Annotated in this window: 18 protein-coding genes and 1 pseudogene; 8 read left to right on the forward strand and 11 right to left on the reverse strand. The window is 45.3% G+C overall.

Annotated features, from left to right (window positions below; translation table 11 throughout):
• Positions 1-109 precede the first annotated feature (109 nt).
• The 3 genes from R2S67_RS13455 to R2S67_RS13465 are packed head-to-tail and all read left to right on the forward strand — an operon-like array spanning position 110 to position 1,907.
• Positions 110-835 carry an NUDIX domain-containing protein gene (locus tag R2S67_RS13455; protein ID WP_005373953.1) on the forward strand — a complete coding sequence of 242 codons (726 nt, stop codon included), beginning with the start codon at positions 110-112 and terminating at the stop codon, positions 833-835.
• Between the two features lie 32 nt (positions 836-867).
• A complete protein-coding gene (locus R2S67_RS13460; RefSeq protein WP_005392655.1) occupies positions 868-1,521 on the forward strand; it encodes an isochorismatase family protein in 654 nt (217 codons plus the stop codon).
• A 29-nt stretch (positions 1,522-1,550) separates the two neighbouring features.
• Positions 1,551-1,907, forward strand: coding sequence for a VOC family protein (locus R2S67_RS13465; protein WP_054866935.1), 357 nt, complete (start codon positions 1,551-1,553; stop codon positions 1,905-1,907).
• A 3-nt stretch (positions 1,908-1,910) separates the two neighbouring features.
• Here R2S67_RS13465 and R2S67_RS13470 read toward each other — a convergent pair whose 3' ends face one another.
• Together R2S67_RS13470 and R2S67_RS13475 are read right to left on the reverse strand one after the other, a co-directional pair.
• Positions 1,911-2,651: a DNA-binding transcriptional regulator YciT gene (locus R2S67_RS13470; RefSeq protein ID WP_301658743.1), complete on the reverse strand. Its 741-nt coding sequence runs from the start codon at positions 2,649-2,651 to the stop codon at positions 1,911-1,913.
• Between the two features lie 91 nt (positions 2,652-2,742).
• Entirely contained in the window at positions 2,743-3,132 is a 390-nt protein-coding gene (locus R2S67_RS13475; RefSeq protein ID WP_301658742.1) for a VOC family protein, read from the reverse strand.
• Positions 3,133-3,325: 193 nt separating this feature from the next.
• Here R2S67_RS13475 and R2S67_RS13480 point away from each other — a divergent pair, with 193 nt between their 5' ends.
• The 3 genes from R2S67_RS13480 (at position 3,326) to R2S67_RS13490 (ending at position 5,950) form a co-directional block, all read left to right on the forward strand.
• Positions 3,326-3,799, forward strand: a complete 474-nt coding sequence (locus R2S67_RS13480) for a peptide-methionine (S)-S-oxide reductase (protein ID WP_134646420.1) — start codon at positions 3,326-3,328, stop codon at positions 3,797-3,799.
• Positions 3,800-4,097: 298 nt separating this feature from the next.
• Positions 4,098-4,538, forward strand: a complete 441-nt coding sequence (locus R2S67_RS13485) for a PTS sugar transporter subunit IIA (RefSeq protein WP_025787941.1) — start codon at positions 4,098-4,100, stop codon at positions 4,536-4,538.
• 11 nt (positions 4,539-4,549) lie between these two features.
• Positions 4,550-5,950 (forward strand): fructose-specific PTS transporter subunit EIIC, encoded by a 1,401-nt coding sequence (locus tag R2S67_RS13490; RefSeq protein ID WP_317344987.1) that lies wholly within the window; start codon positions 4,550-4,552, stop codon positions 5,948-5,950.
• 62 nt (positions 5,951-6,012) lie between these two features.
• Here the strand turns inward: R2S67_RS13490 and R2S67_RS13495 are convergent, their stop codons facing one another.
• From R2S67_RS13495 to R2S67_RS13510, 4 genes are all read right to left on the reverse strand, one after another.
• On the reverse strand, positions 6,013-7,068 hold the full coding sequence (locus R2S67_RS13495; RefSeq protein ID WP_317344988.1) for a nitronate monooxygenase: 1,056 nt from the start codon (positions 7,066-7,068) through the stop codon (positions 6,013-6,015).
• Positions 7,069-7,255: 187 nt separating this feature from the next.
• Positions 7,256-8,659, reverse strand: coding sequence for an ethanolamine permease (gene eat, locus R2S67_RS13500; RefSeq protein ID WP_317344989.1), 1,404 nt, complete (start codon positions 8,657-8,659; stop codon positions 7,256-7,258).
• 11 nt (positions 8,660-8,670) lie between these two features.
• A complete protein-coding gene (gene eutC, locus R2S67_RS13505; protein WP_317344990.1) occupies positions 8,671-9,555 on the reverse strand; it encodes an ethanolamine ammonia-lyase subunit EutC in 885 nt (294 codons plus the stop codon).
• Complete coding sequence (locus tag R2S67_RS13510; protein ID WP_317344991.1) at positions 9,548-10,960, reverse strand: ethanolamine ammonia-lyase subunit EutB; 1,413 nt, start codon at positions 10,958-10,960, stop codon at positions 9,548-9,550. The genes eutC and R2S67_RS13510 overlap by 8 nt, the downstream gene beginning before the upstream one ends.
• Positions 10,961-11,144: 184 nt before the next feature.
• Here R2S67_RS13510 and R2S67_RS13515 point away from each other — a divergent pair, with 184 nt between their 5' ends.
• Complete coding sequence (locus R2S67_RS13515; RefSeq protein ID WP_317344992.1) at positions 11,145-12,095, forward strand: helix-turn-helix domain-containing protein; 951 nt, start codon at positions 11,145-11,147, stop codon at positions 12,093-12,095.
• 44 nt (positions 12,096-12,139) lie between these two features.
• Here R2S67_RS13515 and R2S67_RS13520 read toward each other — a convergent pair whose 3' ends face one another.
• Positions 12,140-12,667, reverse strand: coding sequence for a TetR/AcrR family transcriptional regulator (locus R2S67_RS13520; RefSeq protein ID WP_134645408.1), 528 nt, complete (start codon positions 12,665-12,667; stop codon positions 12,140-12,142).
• 125 nt (positions 12,668-12,792) lie between these two features.
• Here R2S67_RS13520 and R2S67_RS13525 point away from each other — a divergent pair, with 125 nt between their 5' ends.
• Positions 12,793-13,014: a hypothetical protein gene (locus R2S67_RS13525; protein ID WP_317344995.1), complete on the forward strand. Its 222-nt coding sequence runs from the start codon at positions 12,793-12,795 to the stop codon at positions 13,012-13,014.
• Between the two features lie 101 nt (positions 13,015-13,115).
• Here R2S67_RS13525 and R2S67_RS13530 read toward each other — a convergent pair whose 3' ends face one another.
• The 4 genes and pseudogenes from R2S67_RS13530 to R2S67_RS13545 form a co-directional block, all read right to left on the reverse strand.
• The gene (locus R2S67_RS13530) at positions 13,116-13,487 is read right to left on the reverse strand and encodes a VOC family protein (protein WP_005395273.1); all 372 of its coding nucleotides are present in this window, start codon (positions 13,485-13,487) and stop codon (positions 13,116-13,118) included.
• A gap of 92 nt (positions 13,488-13,579) precedes the next feature.
• Positions 13,580-13,898, reverse strand: a pseudogene (locus tag R2S67_RS13535) (LysR family transcriptional regulator); the annotation flags it as partial.
• A gap of 134 nt (positions 13,899-14,032) precedes the next feature.
• The gene (locus R2S67_RS13540; protein WP_006741319.1) at positions 14,033-15,004 is read right to left on the reverse strand and encodes a leukocidin family pore-forming toxin; all 972 of its coding nucleotides are present in this window, start codon (positions 15,002-15,004) and stop codon (positions 14,033-14,035) included.
• A 154-nt stretch (positions 15,005-15,158) separates the two neighbouring features.
• Positions 15,159-15,368, reverse strand: coding sequence for a hypothetical protein (locus R2S67_RS13545; RefSeq protein ID WP_005464025.1), 210 nt, complete (start codon positions 15,366-15,368; stop codon positions 15,159-15,161).
• Positions 15,369-15,383: the final 15 nt, after the last annotated feature.

Genomic DNA, 15,383 nt, shown 5'->3' on the forward strand with positions numbered 1-15,383 from the left:
GCGTACTATGAAGCACTACCAAAAACGTTTCGCACAACTCGTTACTTACCCATTGATTGACCACTTGTTATGCGCTAGATTACTTACAAATCAATATTAGGACCCAACCATGATCGTATCTGTCGACATTATTCCATTCAGGCTATCTGGCTGTGCCGATAAGGGATTGGAAGTGTTGTTGATTAAACGTTCAAATCCAAATCGGCCATACCATGGAGTCTGGGCACTACCGGGCGGATTTGTCTTTGATAAAGACTTAACCAGTGAAGGAGGACGCCCGGCCGATGAAAACTTTGAGGCGGCGCGTCGCCGAATTTGCCGCGAGAAAATCCATACCTACCCTCGTCACTTTAGTGAAGCTTTTATCGACGGCGATCCCAAACGTGATCCAGAAGACTGGAGCTTAAACATTACGCACTACGCCTTAGTCGATCGTAACAATGTAGAGCAAATCAACAATGCAGGTGTACCAGAGTGCCAACTTAAATGGTTTTCGCTACAAGCTATACTCAATGGAGAAGAGACCCTCGCGTTTGACCATCAAAAAACCATTGAAAAAGCGTGGCAGAAGCTTCGTGCATCCATTGAATACACATCGGTTCTTTTGTTTGCATTAGACAAAGAGTTTTTGGTTGCCGACATCATTTCTGCTTATCAAGAGTTTGGTATTGATATTAGCCGAATGACGATTAAGCGCCGCTTGATAGATTCAGGCGTACTAAAACCCACCAATAAAGTCGCTTCTACCAACAAAGGCAAAGGTGGAAAACCCGCAATGGTATATACGCTGACCAGCGACGAAGTAACCTTTTTTCAAAACTGTTTGCGTGGATAAACGCAGGCAATCAGACAGACAAGGAGTCTGCCATGACTGTTCGAGTAAACTATCAAACTACAGCAGTGATCGACGTTGACCCAGAGAAAGGCTTTAGCGAGTTATGTCCAAATGAACTGCCCGTTGCAGGTGCATTGGAAATCGTACCGGAGCTTCTGAGTAATCATGCCAAAGGCCGATTAAAACTGGTCAGTCGTGACTTACACCCACCAAAAGCAAAATGGGATGCCGAAACACCAGCCAACATGCTTGAACCCGTCGGCCTACCCAATGTGGATATAAAATGGAACCGCCATTGTGTGCTTGGCACAACAGGTTCTGAACTTTTAGACGGTTTACCACCTGTTTTGGACTATGATTTTCAAGTTAATAAAGGCATGGATCCTGATGCGCATCCTTACGGTATTTTCTTCCATGATATTGCCGATACTAAAACGACAGGCGCACATGAATTTCTAAAATTCAACGGGATTGATACCCTAGTGATCGGTGGTCTCGCGCTAGATTTTTGTGTGAAGAAATCCGTCATGCAAGCACTGGATCTTGGCTACAATGTGGTGGTCAACCTTGCTTCAACTCGCGCAGTGCTGCCTGATAATGTTGAAAATGTGCTGACAGAGCTCAAGGATCAAGGCGCATTATTTGTCGAAAAAGCGGATGACATCATCGTAGAAAAATTCGCCTAGAGACGATAGTAACCGAGAAGGATTTCACTATGCATCAACATGAAAAATTGAATTACGTCGAATTTGGTTCCACCAATATTAACGCTACAAAACAATTTTTTGAGCGTACCTTTGACTGGACTTTTATCGATTATGGTCCTGAATACTCTGCATTTTCAGGACAAGGGTTAGATGGCGGATTCTTCAAATCTGAGTTTGTAAACCAAACCGCAAATGGTGGCGCACTTTTAGTGTTTTATAGCTCAGATATTCAGGCCACGCAGATAAAAGTTGAGCAGCATGGTGGAAAAATTATCCGCCCTATTTTCGAATTTCCCGGCGGCTGCCGATTCCACTTCACCGAACCAAGTGGAAATGAATTCGCAGTATGGTCGGAGAGCAATTAGTACTTACCCCAACACCACTTCCACACCTAGCTTTTTGATTTGCTCAAGGTCGCTTTTCGGAGCGGCTTTGTCGGTTAACAACACCGATATTTCGTTGGTATTTCCAATTGAAGAAGGATAAATCTGTCCAAACTTACTGGAGTCCGTCAGTACGATGTTACGTCTATTCTTTGCCAGAATGGCCTCTGCGATGTCGGCACGCATCATGTCTCGGCTAGTAAAACCAGTGTCTTGGTGAAATCCGTCTATACCCAAGAAAGCCGTGCTGAAGTGAATGTTCTCAATACAGAGTTTGGTGAGCGGGCCAACGAGGCTCTCACTTTGATGCTGATACACGCCACCAAGCAAGATGATGTTGGCAGAGGTGTTACGGATGAGATGGGCGATGTACGCCGATGGGGTAATGATGGTCACATCGCCGCGTTCAGCTAAAGTGCGAGCCAAGAGCGCATTAGCACTGCCGCCCTCGATCAATACGGTTTCGTTTGGTGATACCAAGTCCGCCGCTTTATTTGCAAGTGATTGTTTAATATCGAAACGGACTTCTAATCGGGTATCAATATCATCACTTTGCAATGCGGTAGCTGCGCCGTGTACGCGCTTTAGATAGCCCTGTTGCTCCAGAAAATTCAAATCCTGCCTGATGGTCACGCCCGACACGCCGATAATGTCAGAAAGCTCCGTGACTTGAACGCGTTTACGATCATTCACTAATTGCAGGATTTCATTTTGTCTTGGGTTCACAGGCTCACTCCTTATTAATGAGCTTGCAGTATACGCCCGAATACTTTCATATGAAAGCAGCCTGTGAACGATAGAAATAAGCGAAGTTGCGTTACACCGTAAGCTCTAGACGGTTGCCATCCGGATCTAATACGCAGCTTTCGTAGTAACCATCACCCGTTTGTCTCGGACCGTCGATCCATTGGTAGCCATCATCTACTAAGGTTTTGGTTAATTGATCCACTGCCTGTTCTGCTCCTAAGGCGAAGGCAAAATGTGCCAACCCCGTTACCTGCATCGCATGAGATTTTTCACAAGCGGTCACACCTTCCATCGACATTAACTCCAATCGTGCACCACTTTCAAACGAAAGAAAGTAAGATGAAAACTGCTTAGTTGGGTTGTGGTATTTATCGTTAGACACCGCGTTAAAGTATTTCTCATAGAAGGCTTTAAGCTCTTCCAAACGTTCAGTCCAAATCGCGATATGTTCAATTTTCATTAGGGTTCCCCTTAGCTCTTAATTGCGCTCAATCTAACGAGGAAAAGCAGCACAAAAAAGAGAGCAAATCATCACCGAGTTGTTCCTGTTTTATGTCCGAACTGCTCATCGATGAGTCATTAAATCTATGGTTGGAGTTGTGTTTGAGTGAAAGTGATGCCCATAATGGCGCAAAGATTTTCAGGACAGAATGATGGAAGAAATTTACTTCGCAGGCGGCTGCCTTTGGGGCGTTCAAGAATTTATGCGCCACCTTCCCGGCGTAATCAGCACCGAAGCAGGACGAGCAAATGGCACGACGGATAACACTCAATCCGAATACGATGGTTACGCAGAATGCGTGAAAACCCAATTCGACCCTGAGCTGGTTTCGGTTGAAACTTTGATGGGGTATCTGTTTGAGATCATCGACCCGCACAGCGTTAACAAGCAAGGTGAAGACGTAGGTGAAAAGTACCGTACCGGTGTTTATAGCCAAAACGAGCAACACCTAACTATTGCTAAAGCGTTTATCGCAGCAAGACCGGATGCCGATAAAATCGCCGTAGAAGTGCTGCCACTCACAAACTACGTGCCAAGTGATGATGAGCACCAAGACCGACTCACGCGCTTTCCAAATGACTACTGCCATATCCCGTTAGATTTGCTGCATAAATATAAAAATTAATGGCCAGCCTTTATCGCTGTTTCTATTATCTCAAACTAAGAGGCGCAACGCCTCTTTTTGCATCCTAACCAGGGCTTTGATCCTCCTCCAGTTCATTTTCATGTCTAGTTATTTATTTCAAAATAACTGGAATATAAATCACATAATAAATTTTATAATATTCCGCATTATTAATGACGGCTATCACACTTAAGATTGAGTGATACAAAAGTATAGTTATTGGTTTTTTTTTACTATTTCCGAAAACCACTTCATTAATTAAATTTGACTCATTACTTCAGTACCAATGAGTCACAAAATGATTACAGAACTAACAAACGTCAATTTAATTAAAGGCAACCTTCAAGCAAATAATAAAAAAGAAGTCTTTGAAGAGCTAGCACAAATGCTATTCGAAAATAATCGAATCAGCAGCAAAGAGGCTTTTTTAACCGACATCGAAGCACGTGAAGTATTAAGCGTGACTTCAATGGACGGCATCGCTTACCCACACGCAAAAAGCAAAGCGGTTACAGAGCCTGCAATCGCTGTTGGCGTAAAGCGCGAAGGCATCGAGTATGGCGACGAAGAGGGAGTCAAACCGACCGTATTCTTCATGATTGCTTCACCTGATAACGGTGCCGACCACCATATTTATGTTCTTCAAGAATTATTCGGAAAATTTAGCGAAGAGTTTATTGAAGATATTCATAACGCAAAAGACGAAAACCAAATACTAAATATTTTAATTAATTCATAAGGCGTGAAATTATGAGTACAATCACAGCTCAAGCTAGCAATAATAGCGATTTCAAAAAACTCCTAAGTACCATGAAAGGTCACCTTTTATTCGGTACTTCTCACATGCTGCCATTTATCGTTGCGGGTGGTGTACTACTGGCGCTGGCGGTAATGGCATCAGGTAAAGGTGCGGTTCCTGCGGACGGTTTATTGGCGGATATTTCTAATATCGGTATTAAAGGTCTGGTGCTGTTCCCAATTATTCTTGGTGGCTTCATCGGTTACTCAATTGCAGACAAACCAGCTCTAGCACCAGCGATGATCTCTTCTGGCATCATGGCTGACATGGGCGGTGGCTTCCTAGGTTGTATCGTCGCTGGTTTTATCGCTGGAGGTGTAGTTCTACAACTTAAGAAGATCCCTCTTTCTGCTAACATGACTGCGTTGGGCGCTTACTTCATCTACCCTCTACTAGGTACACTTATCTCTGCAGGTATCGTTCTATGGGGTATCGGTGAGCCAATCAAGATCTTCATGGCTTCTATGAACGAATTCCTAGCTTCTATGGCTGGTGCTTCTAAAGTGGTTCTAGGTACGATTCTTGGTGGTATGACTGCATTCGATATGGGCGGTCCAATCAACAAAGTAGCAACGCTATTCGCTCAAACTCAAGTTGATACACAACCATGGCTAATGGGTGGTGTTGGTATCGCAATCTGTACGCCTCCTCTAGGTATGGCACTAGCAACATTCCTATTCAAGAAGAAGTTCACTAAACAAGAGCAAGAAGCAGGTAAAGCAGCAGCAATCATGGGTTCTATCGGTATCTCTGAAGGTGCTATCCCATTCGCAGCAAACGACCCTGTACGCGTTCTTCCTTCAATCGTTGCTGGTGGTATCGTTGGCTGTGTGTTCGGCTTCCTAACAGACGTACTGCTGCACGCACCATGGGGCGGTCTAATCACAGCACCTGTATCAAGCAACATCCCAATGTACGTTGTGGGTATCGCACTAGGCTCACTAACAACAGCAGTTATCGTTGGCTTCTGGAAACCAGTCGCTGAAGAAGAAGCAGAAGACGAAATCGCAGAAGCAGCACCAGCACAAGCTCAAGCGGCTCCAGCAGCAGGCGAAGGCGAGTACGACATCGTAGCAGTAACATGTTGCCCATCTGGCGTAGCACACACATTCATGGCAGCGAAAGCACTAGAGAAAGCAGGTGCGGCAGCGGGTCTGAAAATCAAAGTAGAAACTCAAGGTCAAAACGGTATCCAGAACCGCATCACTGACCTAGATGTAGCAAACGCGAAGCTGGTTATTCTAGCTCACGATATCCAAGTAAAAGACGCTCACCGCTTTGCAAAAGCAAACGTTGTTGAGTGTTCAACGAAAGAAGCGATGCGTAACGCAGCGACTCTTGTGAAAGCTTAAACCTTAAGCTCCTCCCCCTAAGAGCCCTTTCCCCCAAAGGGCTCTATTTATTATCGAATAAGTCAATTCAAATCAATCCCTTCCACTAATGACAGTGTCATTTCTGCCGCCGAAATTTCTTTGCAACCCGACGAATTTTGTCCGCACCACAACGGCGTAAATTCATCTCGGTTTTGCTTCTCCATAAGCGCTCTTAACTGAGTCATTTCAATGGAAGCATATGGGAATTTCGGCGCAGACTCACAGATGTAACCTAGCTCCGACATCGCGCGATTCACAATACCTCTCGCTGGTCGGCCCGAGAAAACATTGGTCACAGCGGTATGTTGCGCGCGTTCACTAGCAATGGCATATCGATGTAAAGACGATGTTTTCGCCTCATCACACAACAAATAGGCGCTGCCAACTTGAACGGCACTCGCTCCTAATCTCAACGCGGCTTCCACACCGCTTCTATCAGCGATTCCGCCTGCAGCAATAACAGGCAAATTCACCCGTTTGGAGATTTGTGGTAATAACGCCATCAGACTTAATTGAGTAGTTAAATCATCCGATAAAAACATGCCTCGGTGTCCACCAGCCTCCAAGCCTTGGGCGATAATACCGTCAACGCCTTTTGCTTCCAGCCAAAGTGCTTCATCCACCGTGGTTGCTGTCGAAAGGATCTTCCCTCCCCAGCCTCGAATTCGCGCTAATAAGTCATCGGTTGGCAAACCAAAGTGGAAACTGATCACTGGCGGTGCAAATGGTTCAATCGCGTCAGCAATATCATGATTGAAAGGCATTCTTGTCGGAGCGTTTGGCTGCTCCTGTACGGTTGCACCAACTTCAGCAAAATACGGTTGCAGCGCTTTTTGCCACTCTTCGTGCTTGTTGGCGTCGTATTCCGGCATCTCATGGCAAAAGAAGTTGAGGTTGAACGGTCGATTGGTCGCCTGTTGAATAAGTTGAAGTTCTTTAACGATGGCGTCTTTATTCAGCATTCCACAAGGTAACGAGCCAAGCCCGCCAACATTACTGACAGCTATGGTCATTTGGCTGTCTTGCACGCCGGCCATTGGCGCTTGAATAATCGGTAACTCTGTTCCCAAAAGTGTATTAAATACCTTATTTATCATGATCTTTCCTTGAAAACTTAACCTTTACCTGTGATGGCTCTGCGCCATAGTTATCCAGACTAGACTTTCACATGATTAACCACTTATAAAGTTAAAGTGATACATTTGTGCGCTATGCACTTTTGATAGAAATGACAAAGGGAGCACATGGCTCCCTTGATGTAGTGGCGAACAATAATTGAAATGGCTATCGTGCTACATCTGATTCAAGCTCTAATTCTGCAACCGACAGCATGGCAAACTCCTCCTCCGCGGTTGCTGCCACCAATTTGTTGCGGCTGTATAAACCATAATAAACACCACCGATAAGAAACAATCCCATTGTCATGAAAAAGGCAGAGGGATCAAAAGCATAAACACCTGTCATTGCGATCAAAGAAAGCACCAGAGAAATACTCGAAGTGATTACCCCGCCAGGCGTTTTATATGGGCGAGCTAACTCCGGCTGTTTAATTCGCAATAAAATATGACTCAAGGACATTAATGCGTACGATACCGTCGCACCGACAACTGCCATCGCCAAGATTAAGTCCCCCTCTCCCGTAAGGGAAACCAAGAACCCAAAAACGCCCGGAACCAAAAGCGCACGAGAAGGCACTTTTTTGTCACTGGTTAATGACAAAGTTTGCGGCAAATAACCCGCGCGGGAAAGCGCAAACACCAAGCGACTGTAACCATAAATGATAGAGAAGAAAGAAGCGATAAGACCAGCCAATCCAAGTAAGTTCACGGCCATTGCTATCGTTGAATTGCCTGTAAGCTTCAGCGCGTCAACTAATGGCACCGCGCTATCGCCTATGACCTTTGAACCAACCGCACCAGCCAAAAGAACGACTACCAGAGTTGCGGTTAGTAATAAAAACAACATCGCACCAATGATGCCTTTTGGAACATCTTTCGCCGGGTTTTTTGCCTCCTCTGCAGCTAAAGGCACACCTTCAACCGCAAGAAATAACCACATAGCAAATGGCAACGCCGCCCATACGCCATACCACCCAAACGGCAAGATTTCTGTTGTCTGAGCCGTCGCTGGAGCAATATCGAATAAGTTATTCACATCAAAGTGACCAATAAGCACACCAGCAGTAATGAGAATGGCTAACACAGCCAAACCGCTGATGACCATCATTACTTTGAGAGCTTCGCCAACCCCTGCCATATGAATAGCGATAAAGACGGCGTAGAAAAGTGCGTAAACAACAGGGCCATCAATACCAACCAATTCATTTACTGCAGAGCCAATAAAAATCACTATCGCAGCAGGCGCGAGCGCATATTCAATCAAAACTGATAAGCCAGTGAAAAAGCCGCCTGTCGGCCCCATCGCCTGTCTTGCGAAGCTGTAACCACCACCCGCAGCAGGAATCGCCGCAGACATTTCAGCTAAAGACAATACTAGCGTGAAATACATTACTGCCATCGCGATAGCAGCAATAAGAAAGCCTCCCCATCCTGCTTGAGCGATGCCAAAGTTCCAACCGGCGAAGTCACCTGATATAACATACGAGACACCTAAGCCCGCAAGTAAAATCCAACCTGCGGTGCCTCTTTTTAGCTGTCTTTTGGCCAAGTACTCCTGATGTTTAGACATAGTAAATCCTTCTACTTTGATGAAATTAAAAAGTTGTCGCTGTGTTTATCTTCAACGCTTGCGCCACTTGGCTCATTGATGTCGGAGCGATCTTTCAGGTTCACTCCTGACAGTTGTAATTTTCGAGCCTCCTTGAGCAAGTAAAATGCGCGTTCACAGGCATCGTCATAGTTGAGCCCCTGGGGACGCACATTGGAAATGCAGTTTCTTTGGGAATCTTTAGAGCCTCGTTTAGCCCCCCAAGTGAGATACATACCCATGCTATCCGGAGACGTTAGACCTGGCCTCTCTCCAATTAAAACCAGCACGGCCTTAGCGTTAAAACATTCACCAACATCATCCCCTACAGCTACTCTTCCTTGCTTTACGATTGTGATAGGTGCGAATTTCCATTGATGTTCATCATCAGCGCTTAAAAGAGAAATCAATCGCGTAACAACAGGCACGGCATGGTTTTGAATTGCGACGGAAGAAAGTCCATCAGCAATAACAATCGCAAGATCAATGTCAGTGTTATGCTCATTTGCTATCGAGTTGAGCGTTTTCCAAGAAGATTCATCGAGCTGCCGTCCTAAATCGGGCCTTTGCAAGTACATAAGCCGATCACTCACTTGGCTGCTCACTACCACTGGAGGCTCTAAGGTATTTTCAAGAATCGAGTAAGAGTCCGACAAACCAGCAACGAGAGACTCAATATTCAAACTGCAATGCACTGCATCCATAGCTTGGGCATGATCCAGCTGAAATGAGAGTAACTCGTTGGTTGGTACACTGTTTCCGCTGCGACCCAGAGCGATCCGAGCAGAGGTGAAGTCGCGTAACTTGCCCCAAGGGTTGTGTGTGACAACTTCAGACTCGTCTTGTGTGGACTGAGAAATGGTGATCACTTTACCCATGAGAATACCCCTTATTCAGTTGATTAATTGCTCCCGAAAACGAGCGAGAGATTTGCTCACTTAACCGAACGTCTTGCACGCTCTCGAAAATCTGCATCTCCATTAACCATTGTTCAAACTCTGGAGCTGGCTTCAAACCGAGTACTTTTCTTGCATAAAGAGCATCGTGAAATGAGGTAGTTTGATAGTTGAGCATGATGTCATCAGACCCTGGAATACCCATGATGAAAGAGCACTCGGCCACGCCTAATAGTGTCAGTAAGTTATCCATGTCATTCTGATCGGCATAGGCATGATTGGTGTAACAGATGTCGCAACCCATAGGTAAACCAAGCAGCTTCCCACAGAAATGATCTTCAAGCCCAGCACGAATGATCTGTTTGCCATCAAACAGGTACTCTGGGCCAATGAACCCAACGACTGTATTAACCAACAAAGGATCGAACTGTTTCGCGACAGCATAAGCACGAGCTTCGCAAGTCTGTTGATCGACCCCATGAAATGCATTCGCAGACAACGCTGTACCTTGTCCGGTTTCAAAATACATCACATTGTTTCCTACACTACCTCGATTCAAAGACAACGCGGCTTCATGGGCCTCTTTCAAAATTGATAAGTCTATTCCGAAGGTATCGTTCGTTCCTTGCGTGCCGCCTATCGACTGAAAAACGAGATCGACTGGTGCACCCATTTCAATGGCTTCGATCGTGTTCGTTACATGAGTTAACACACAAGACTGAGTCGGTATTTGATAGTGTTGAATCACCTCATCCATTAAGTTCATTAACTTGATAGCTTGAGGCACATTATCTGTTGCCGGATTGATACCGATAACCGCATCGCCATTTCCGTACATCAGACCATCAAAAATGGTCGCTGCGATACCGTTGAGAGAATCAGTGGGGTGATTCGGCTGTAGGCGAGTAGACAGGCGACTCGGCAAACCAATCTTATTCCGAAAAGCCGTGACAACTTGGCATTTTTTAGCAACGAGAATCAAATCCTGGTTGCGCATAATCTTACTGACTGCGGCCACCATTTCTGGTGTTAAACCTTGACGAATTTTAGCCAACGTTTCACCATCGGCTTCTTCACTCAGCAGCCAATTTCGAAAATCTCCGACCGTCAAGTGCTCAATCGGTTTAAAGGCTTCAAGGTCATGCGTATCGATAATTAGGCGAGTGATATCGTCGCTTTCGTATGGAATAACCGCCTCGTTAAGAAACGTTTTAAGTGGTAACTCAGACAGCGCCATTTGTGCGACTACACGTTCTGCCGCTGACTGAGCACAAACTCCAGCTAACGCATCGCCTGATCGCTCCGGTGTCGCTTTCGCCATCAAGTCAGCTAATGACTTAAAGGTATAGACTTTACTTCCTTGTTGCCGACGATAAGTTGCCGTCATTGCTCTTCCTCTTCACTATTTGGTTCGCTTTTTGCTGAACTATCAATAAGCTTTAAGAAAGTATTGCCAAATGTGTTCCGTAGCGTTATCAAAAACTGGCAACATTTATAAAACAATAATAAACAATGAGTTACATAAAAATTGCTCCAACATGACTCACAAAAAAGGAATGAGCATCACAAGGATGAGTGACCAAACACCCCAAACCGCACCAATGCTGTGCATCCATCACACAAAGGATGCAAACCAACAAGCTGCAAGCCTAATAAACTGGCAACAGGAATACGATCAACTCAGCGATGGCCGATTTTTAGGTCAAATTCGAGAACGACGATTTCCCAATTTCCATGTATTTCGTGAAGACAGTAACCGCTCACTAAGACAGCAATGCAGGGTTGAAGAGGGAGGAATTTGGTTGGGCTTGAGTGCGGAAAATAAGCCGCTACACCTAAATCACAGTCAGTTTAATGCAAGCCAGCTTTTGCTTAGACAAGGCGGTGCAGATTTTGAGTTAATGACACCTGAACAGTTTTCTATCTATGGGATAGTACTCGACAGAAAACTGGTTCAAATCATAGAAAAACAGCTCGAGTTAGACGGTATCGGCTGCAACACACCGCACTTAGCGGGACTAACAGAAAAGCACATTCAACAACTTAAATTCTACTTGGGTACTTTACTCGGTCCCACTGAATCGCGATGGTCTGACAGCACACATCAGGTGGTTTTAAAAGACATCGTTCTCGAACTGTTCTCAATCAGTTCACCAAGCGCAAGCCACCCGATATCAATCTCTCATCGTCAGCATGTGATGCGCCGCATAAAGCAACAGCTACACGACTTAGATTACAGAACTCCGATCACCGTCAGTGAACTGTGTGACGCTGTGCACGTCAGTCGCCGCACACTGCAGTACACCTTTGAACATTGCTGTAATACTTCGCCAAAGCAATTCATACACCGAATGCGGCTGAATCAAGTACGTAGAGTGCTACAAAGCCCTGAAGATAATCGAACAATTGCAGAAATCGCTTTTGACTTTGGTTTTTTTCATCTCGGGCAGTTCAGCCAAAGCTACAAGCGGCTATTTGGTGAGACGCCAACTGAAACGAGAAAATGGGAGTCCAGCAAATAAAATGACAGGCAGTATATTCTTTCAGATTCTGCGTTGGGGCCATTTTATGTAGTCGCAATGATTTGCTGAAACTTAGCATGAAGATCTGTAAGCGCGGCTTCAACATCCGGTTCTGCTCGGCTTAAATGTGCGATTAGCGTCATGAAGTAGCAGTCAAAAATCAACGGCATTTTGTCTTCAAGAACAGAACTTACGCTCGCAGATTGAAACAAAGCTTGGTTAAACGACTGATAATAATCCAAATCCCAAATCACCTCTTTCAACAAGGCTCGGCTCAGCTCGACGTTCGCAAAATAGTAGCGATAGTATTTCTCCGTCAGCGCCAAACCGATGTCGATATCGGTTTTGCCTTCCACACTGACTAGCGTTTCTTGGCTGATCTGTTGCAGTTGCGCCAGCATCCCTTCGCGCAAAATCGACAGTTTAGTCGGGAAGTGGCTGAACACCGTACCGTCGGCGACTCCTGCTTCTCTCGCAATCTGCCTTGTGGTCGTCATGTCATAGCCATTTTGAGCAAAAGATGCCCACGCGGCTTTTAGGATTTTATCTCTGGTTTGTTGTCGCTTCGTCATTGATGTATCTGCTTAATGAGCCTGAAAGGATCATACCTTGAGCGACTGATATTGACAAATTGAGCGCGCTCAATTATAAAAAATGAGCACGCTCAATTTTTATATAAAAACAAAAGGAATCGCTCATGTACGTATTAAACAAACTAGGCCAAGGATTGATTTTCTTGCCGACCATATTCTGCTTTTCTTATATTTTAAGACCAATATTGATGGTGATTCTCATCCCAGGTGGACTCGCACTTTTGGCGTTAATCGGAGGGACAGAAGTCCGGGCGGAACTCAAAGCCATGCTGCTTGAGGAGCTTTTTGGGTTCAGTCCATCGCACACCACCACGAAAAAGGCGTGAGTGCGCGAGAAACGTTGGCAAGGTTAAGCAAAAAACAAAACGCGCAGGTATCGAGATATCAATACCTGCGCGATATAGATGTTCTGAAAAGAGGACTGGCGTTAGTCAGTATTCATGTTCTGACCGATTCGCCATAAAACGCCACTAGGGTCAAACAAACAACATTCGCGCATGCCCCAAGGTTGCTCGACCAGCTCAGTCAAACGCGAGCCAAATTCCTCATGGCCCACTTTGGATAAGTGCTGATGCCAGCTTTCTGCGTCTTCTACGAGCAAGTGCATCATGAAGTTGTTGCCGTGTTCTGGCTCATAAAAATTCTGTAAAAGGAACGCGCAGCTGCCTTGAGAGAAGTACGCCACATCACCGAAGTCTGACGCCATATCAAAGCCTATCGCCTCATAAAAACGTTTTGAGAGCGCGTAATCTTTCGCTGGAACAAATGATTTGATTTCAACAATATTGAGGTTTTCCATTTCCAATTTCCTAAGCCCTTTTCCATCAAACTGACTGACGTAATCACGCTCTACGCCTTCTATTCGCCTTCTATTCGCCTTCTATTCGCCTTCTATTCGCCTTGCGTATTTTGCTGCGATGGTAGTGGTACACACTCTACCATTTGCGTTTGTAACCACGTGATGAATTTATGTTCGAGTTCTGTACGCTTTTTATCTTGGCTCAATAAAACATAATTGCAACCTGATAGCACAAAACCAAATGGCGCGACCAAATTATCGCGCTTAATATCGCCCATAAGATCCCATCGCCGCGCCTAAGCCATCCACCGAGGCTTGTATGCAAAAATAAAAATGCGCAAATGATTGCTGAGTGTTGCCGTTGAAGGTTTTACAACGTGTTGATTGCTGCCAATCCGCCCAAGCATGTGGGGCGGGATTGGTCATTTTCGGCGCGATGCTGGGCTTAAAGACTTAATGCGCTTGCGATCAGATTTCGACCATAAAAATGCGGCTACTAGAGCCGCATTACAATCCACAAACCTTCGGTCTGATAAGTGAAACGTTTATTGAGTGATAACGGTTAGCGTATCCCAATCAATCGTGAAGCGAATTTGTGCCTCAGTGTAGTGGCTAGTTGTACCTTGATCGTACCAGTTACACGCATTGCGAGAGAAACCTTCTTCAACTTCTTTCATGCCCGCTCGTGCGATCATCTCCGTTTTTGGCTCTTCTCCGCGCTCAAATTCTGGTGTGAACACGTACTGAAATTTCGGTTTGAAACCGTAGATCAAACGCGGCAAGTTCTCTTCTGGTAATAGGTTCTCGTTTGAACAACCTGTGTAGTGGTAAACGCCCGCCCATTTACCGTAGTACTGGTAATCGTTGGTGTAAATTTGGCTAAGAGAGGTGGTCCACTTAACGCCCATACCGCGTTCCATGGAAGCCTTTGGTTTGGCTGCGGTGACGTAATCCTTACTTGAGTAGCGAGACGTATAAGCCACACCCAGGTCGGTCGTCAACGAGCCAGAAAAACTTGGTGCTGAGCCCGGTGTTGCAGTCGCGGTTAAGCCGATAGACGGAGCAACCGTGGTTGTCGATACGGAAACATCATTGGCTTCGTTTTGCGGTGAGTAATCCTCACTAAATACCGGCGTGCCACCAGCTTGATAGATACTGTAGTCGAACGCGACTGGGTAGTTTTGAGTAAAACGGTCCACAATCGCAGCATCGTAAGTGTGTTTTACACCCGGATTACCTGGTACATAACCATTCCCTAGAGTGATCACGCGAGCCGCTTTTTTGTCGTTCTTTGAATTATGGAATAACTCAACCAGTAACTTCATTTGCACACGGCTACCACGAAACGCGTACGGGAAAAGCTCAGGCTCGCTTTGCATCACGACCTCATAGCTTTTCTTCACGTAACCTTCTAGCGCGATGTCATCAATCAAGACACTTTCTACAACCTTGTTATCAGAAGCAGCGGCAGTAGCGGAAATCCCTAACATTAAGGGAAGCAGTATTTTCTTATTCATTATTTTATTACCTTACTTGGGAACAGTCCCAATTTAAGCTAACACATTGAACAAGTAGCAACAATCAAACGAAAACGATTCACATTATCAATAATTTGACCTACACCCAGAAATGAAAAAAAACAGCCAACTTACGTTGGCTGTTTCGATGCAGTTAATGAATGACCCGAGCGTCCCCTTTAAGTAACTGAGACAAATCGATAGTGAATATTGTCACTGTCGGACGTTTAGGCAGAGCATTTTCGATCGAAAACTCTGGCCCAGCTGGAACGAGGGGGAAGTGAATAGCAGTCGGCCACGTTGACGAAGCTTCATTACCGCCCGGCTCAGATATTGAGAAAGAAAACGCAGGTAAACGGGTCATAACACTTACCTCAAA

The organism is Vibrio sp. T13N, from assembly GCF_032970445.1.
In the GTDB taxonomy this organism is placed as follows: domain Bacteria; phylum Pseudomonadota; class Gammaproteobacteria; order Enterobacterales; family Vibrionaceae; genus Vibrio; species Vibrio diabolicus.

Coding starts and splice junctions, on each gene's coding strand:
- R2S67_RS13455 (WP_005373953.1), top strand. CDS start 110: ATGATCGTATCTGTCGACATTATTCCATTCAGGCTATCTGGCTGTGCC.
- R2S67_RS13460 (WP_005392655.1), top strand. CDS start 868: ATGACTGTTCGAGTAAACTATCAAACTACAGCAGTGATCGACGTTGAC.
- R2S67_RS13465 (WP_054866935.1), top strand. CDS start 1,551: ATGCATCAACATGAAAAATTGAATTACGTCGAATTTGGTTCCACCAAT.
- R2S67_RS13475 (WP_301658742.1), bottom strand. CDS start 3,132: ATGAAAATTGAACATATCGCGATTTGGACTGAACGTTTGGAAGAGCTT.
- R2S67_RS13480 (WP_134646420.1), top strand. CDS start 3,326: ATGGAAGAAATTTACTTCGCAGGCGGCTGCCTTTGGGGCGTTCAAGAA.
- R2S67_RS13485 (WP_025787941.1), top strand. CDS start 4,098: ATGATTACAGAACTAACAAACGTCAATTTAATTAAAGGCAACCTTCAA.
- R2S67_RS13490 (WP_317344987.1), top strand. CDS start 4,550: ATGAGTACAATCACAGCTCAAGCTAGCAATAATAGCGATTTCAAAAAA.
- R2S67_RS13495 (WP_317344988.1), bottom strand. CDS start 7,068: ATGATAAATAAGGTATTTAATACACTTTTGGGAACAGAGTTACCGATT.
- eat (WP_317344989.1), bottom strand. CDS start 8,659: ATGTCTAAACATCAGGAGTACTTGGCCAAAAGACAGCTAAAAAGAGGC.
- eutC (WP_317344990.1), bottom strand. CDS start 9,555: ATGGGTAAAGTGATCACCATTTCTCAGTCCACACAAGACGAGTCTGAA.
- R2S67_RS13510 (WP_317344991.1), bottom strand. CDS start 10,960: ATGACGGCAACTTATCGTCGGCAACAAGGAAGTAAAGTCTATACCTTT.
- R2S67_RS13515 (WP_317344992.1), top strand. CDS start 11,145: ATGAGTGACCAAACACCCCAAACCGCACCAATGCTGTGCATCCATCAC.
- R2S67_RS13520 (WP_134645408.1), bottom strand. CDS start 12,667: ATGACGAAGCGACAACAAACCAGAGATAAAATCCTAAAAGCCGCGTGG.
- R2S67_RS13525 (WP_317344995.1), top strand. CDS start 12,793: ATGTACGTATTAAACAAACTAGGCCAAGGATTGATTTTCTTGCCGACC.
- R2S67_RS13530 (WP_005395273.1), bottom strand. CDS start 13,487: ATGGAAAACCTCAATATTGTTGAAATCAAATCATTTGTTCCAGCGAAA.
- R2S67_RS13540 (WP_006741319.1), bottom strand. CDS start 15,004: ATGAATAAGAAAATACTGCTTCCCTTAATGTTAGGGATTTCCGCTACT.
- R2S67_RS13545 (WP_005464025.1), bottom strand. CDS start 15,368: ATGACCCGTTTACCTGCGTTTTCTTTCTCAATATCTGAGCCGGGCGGT.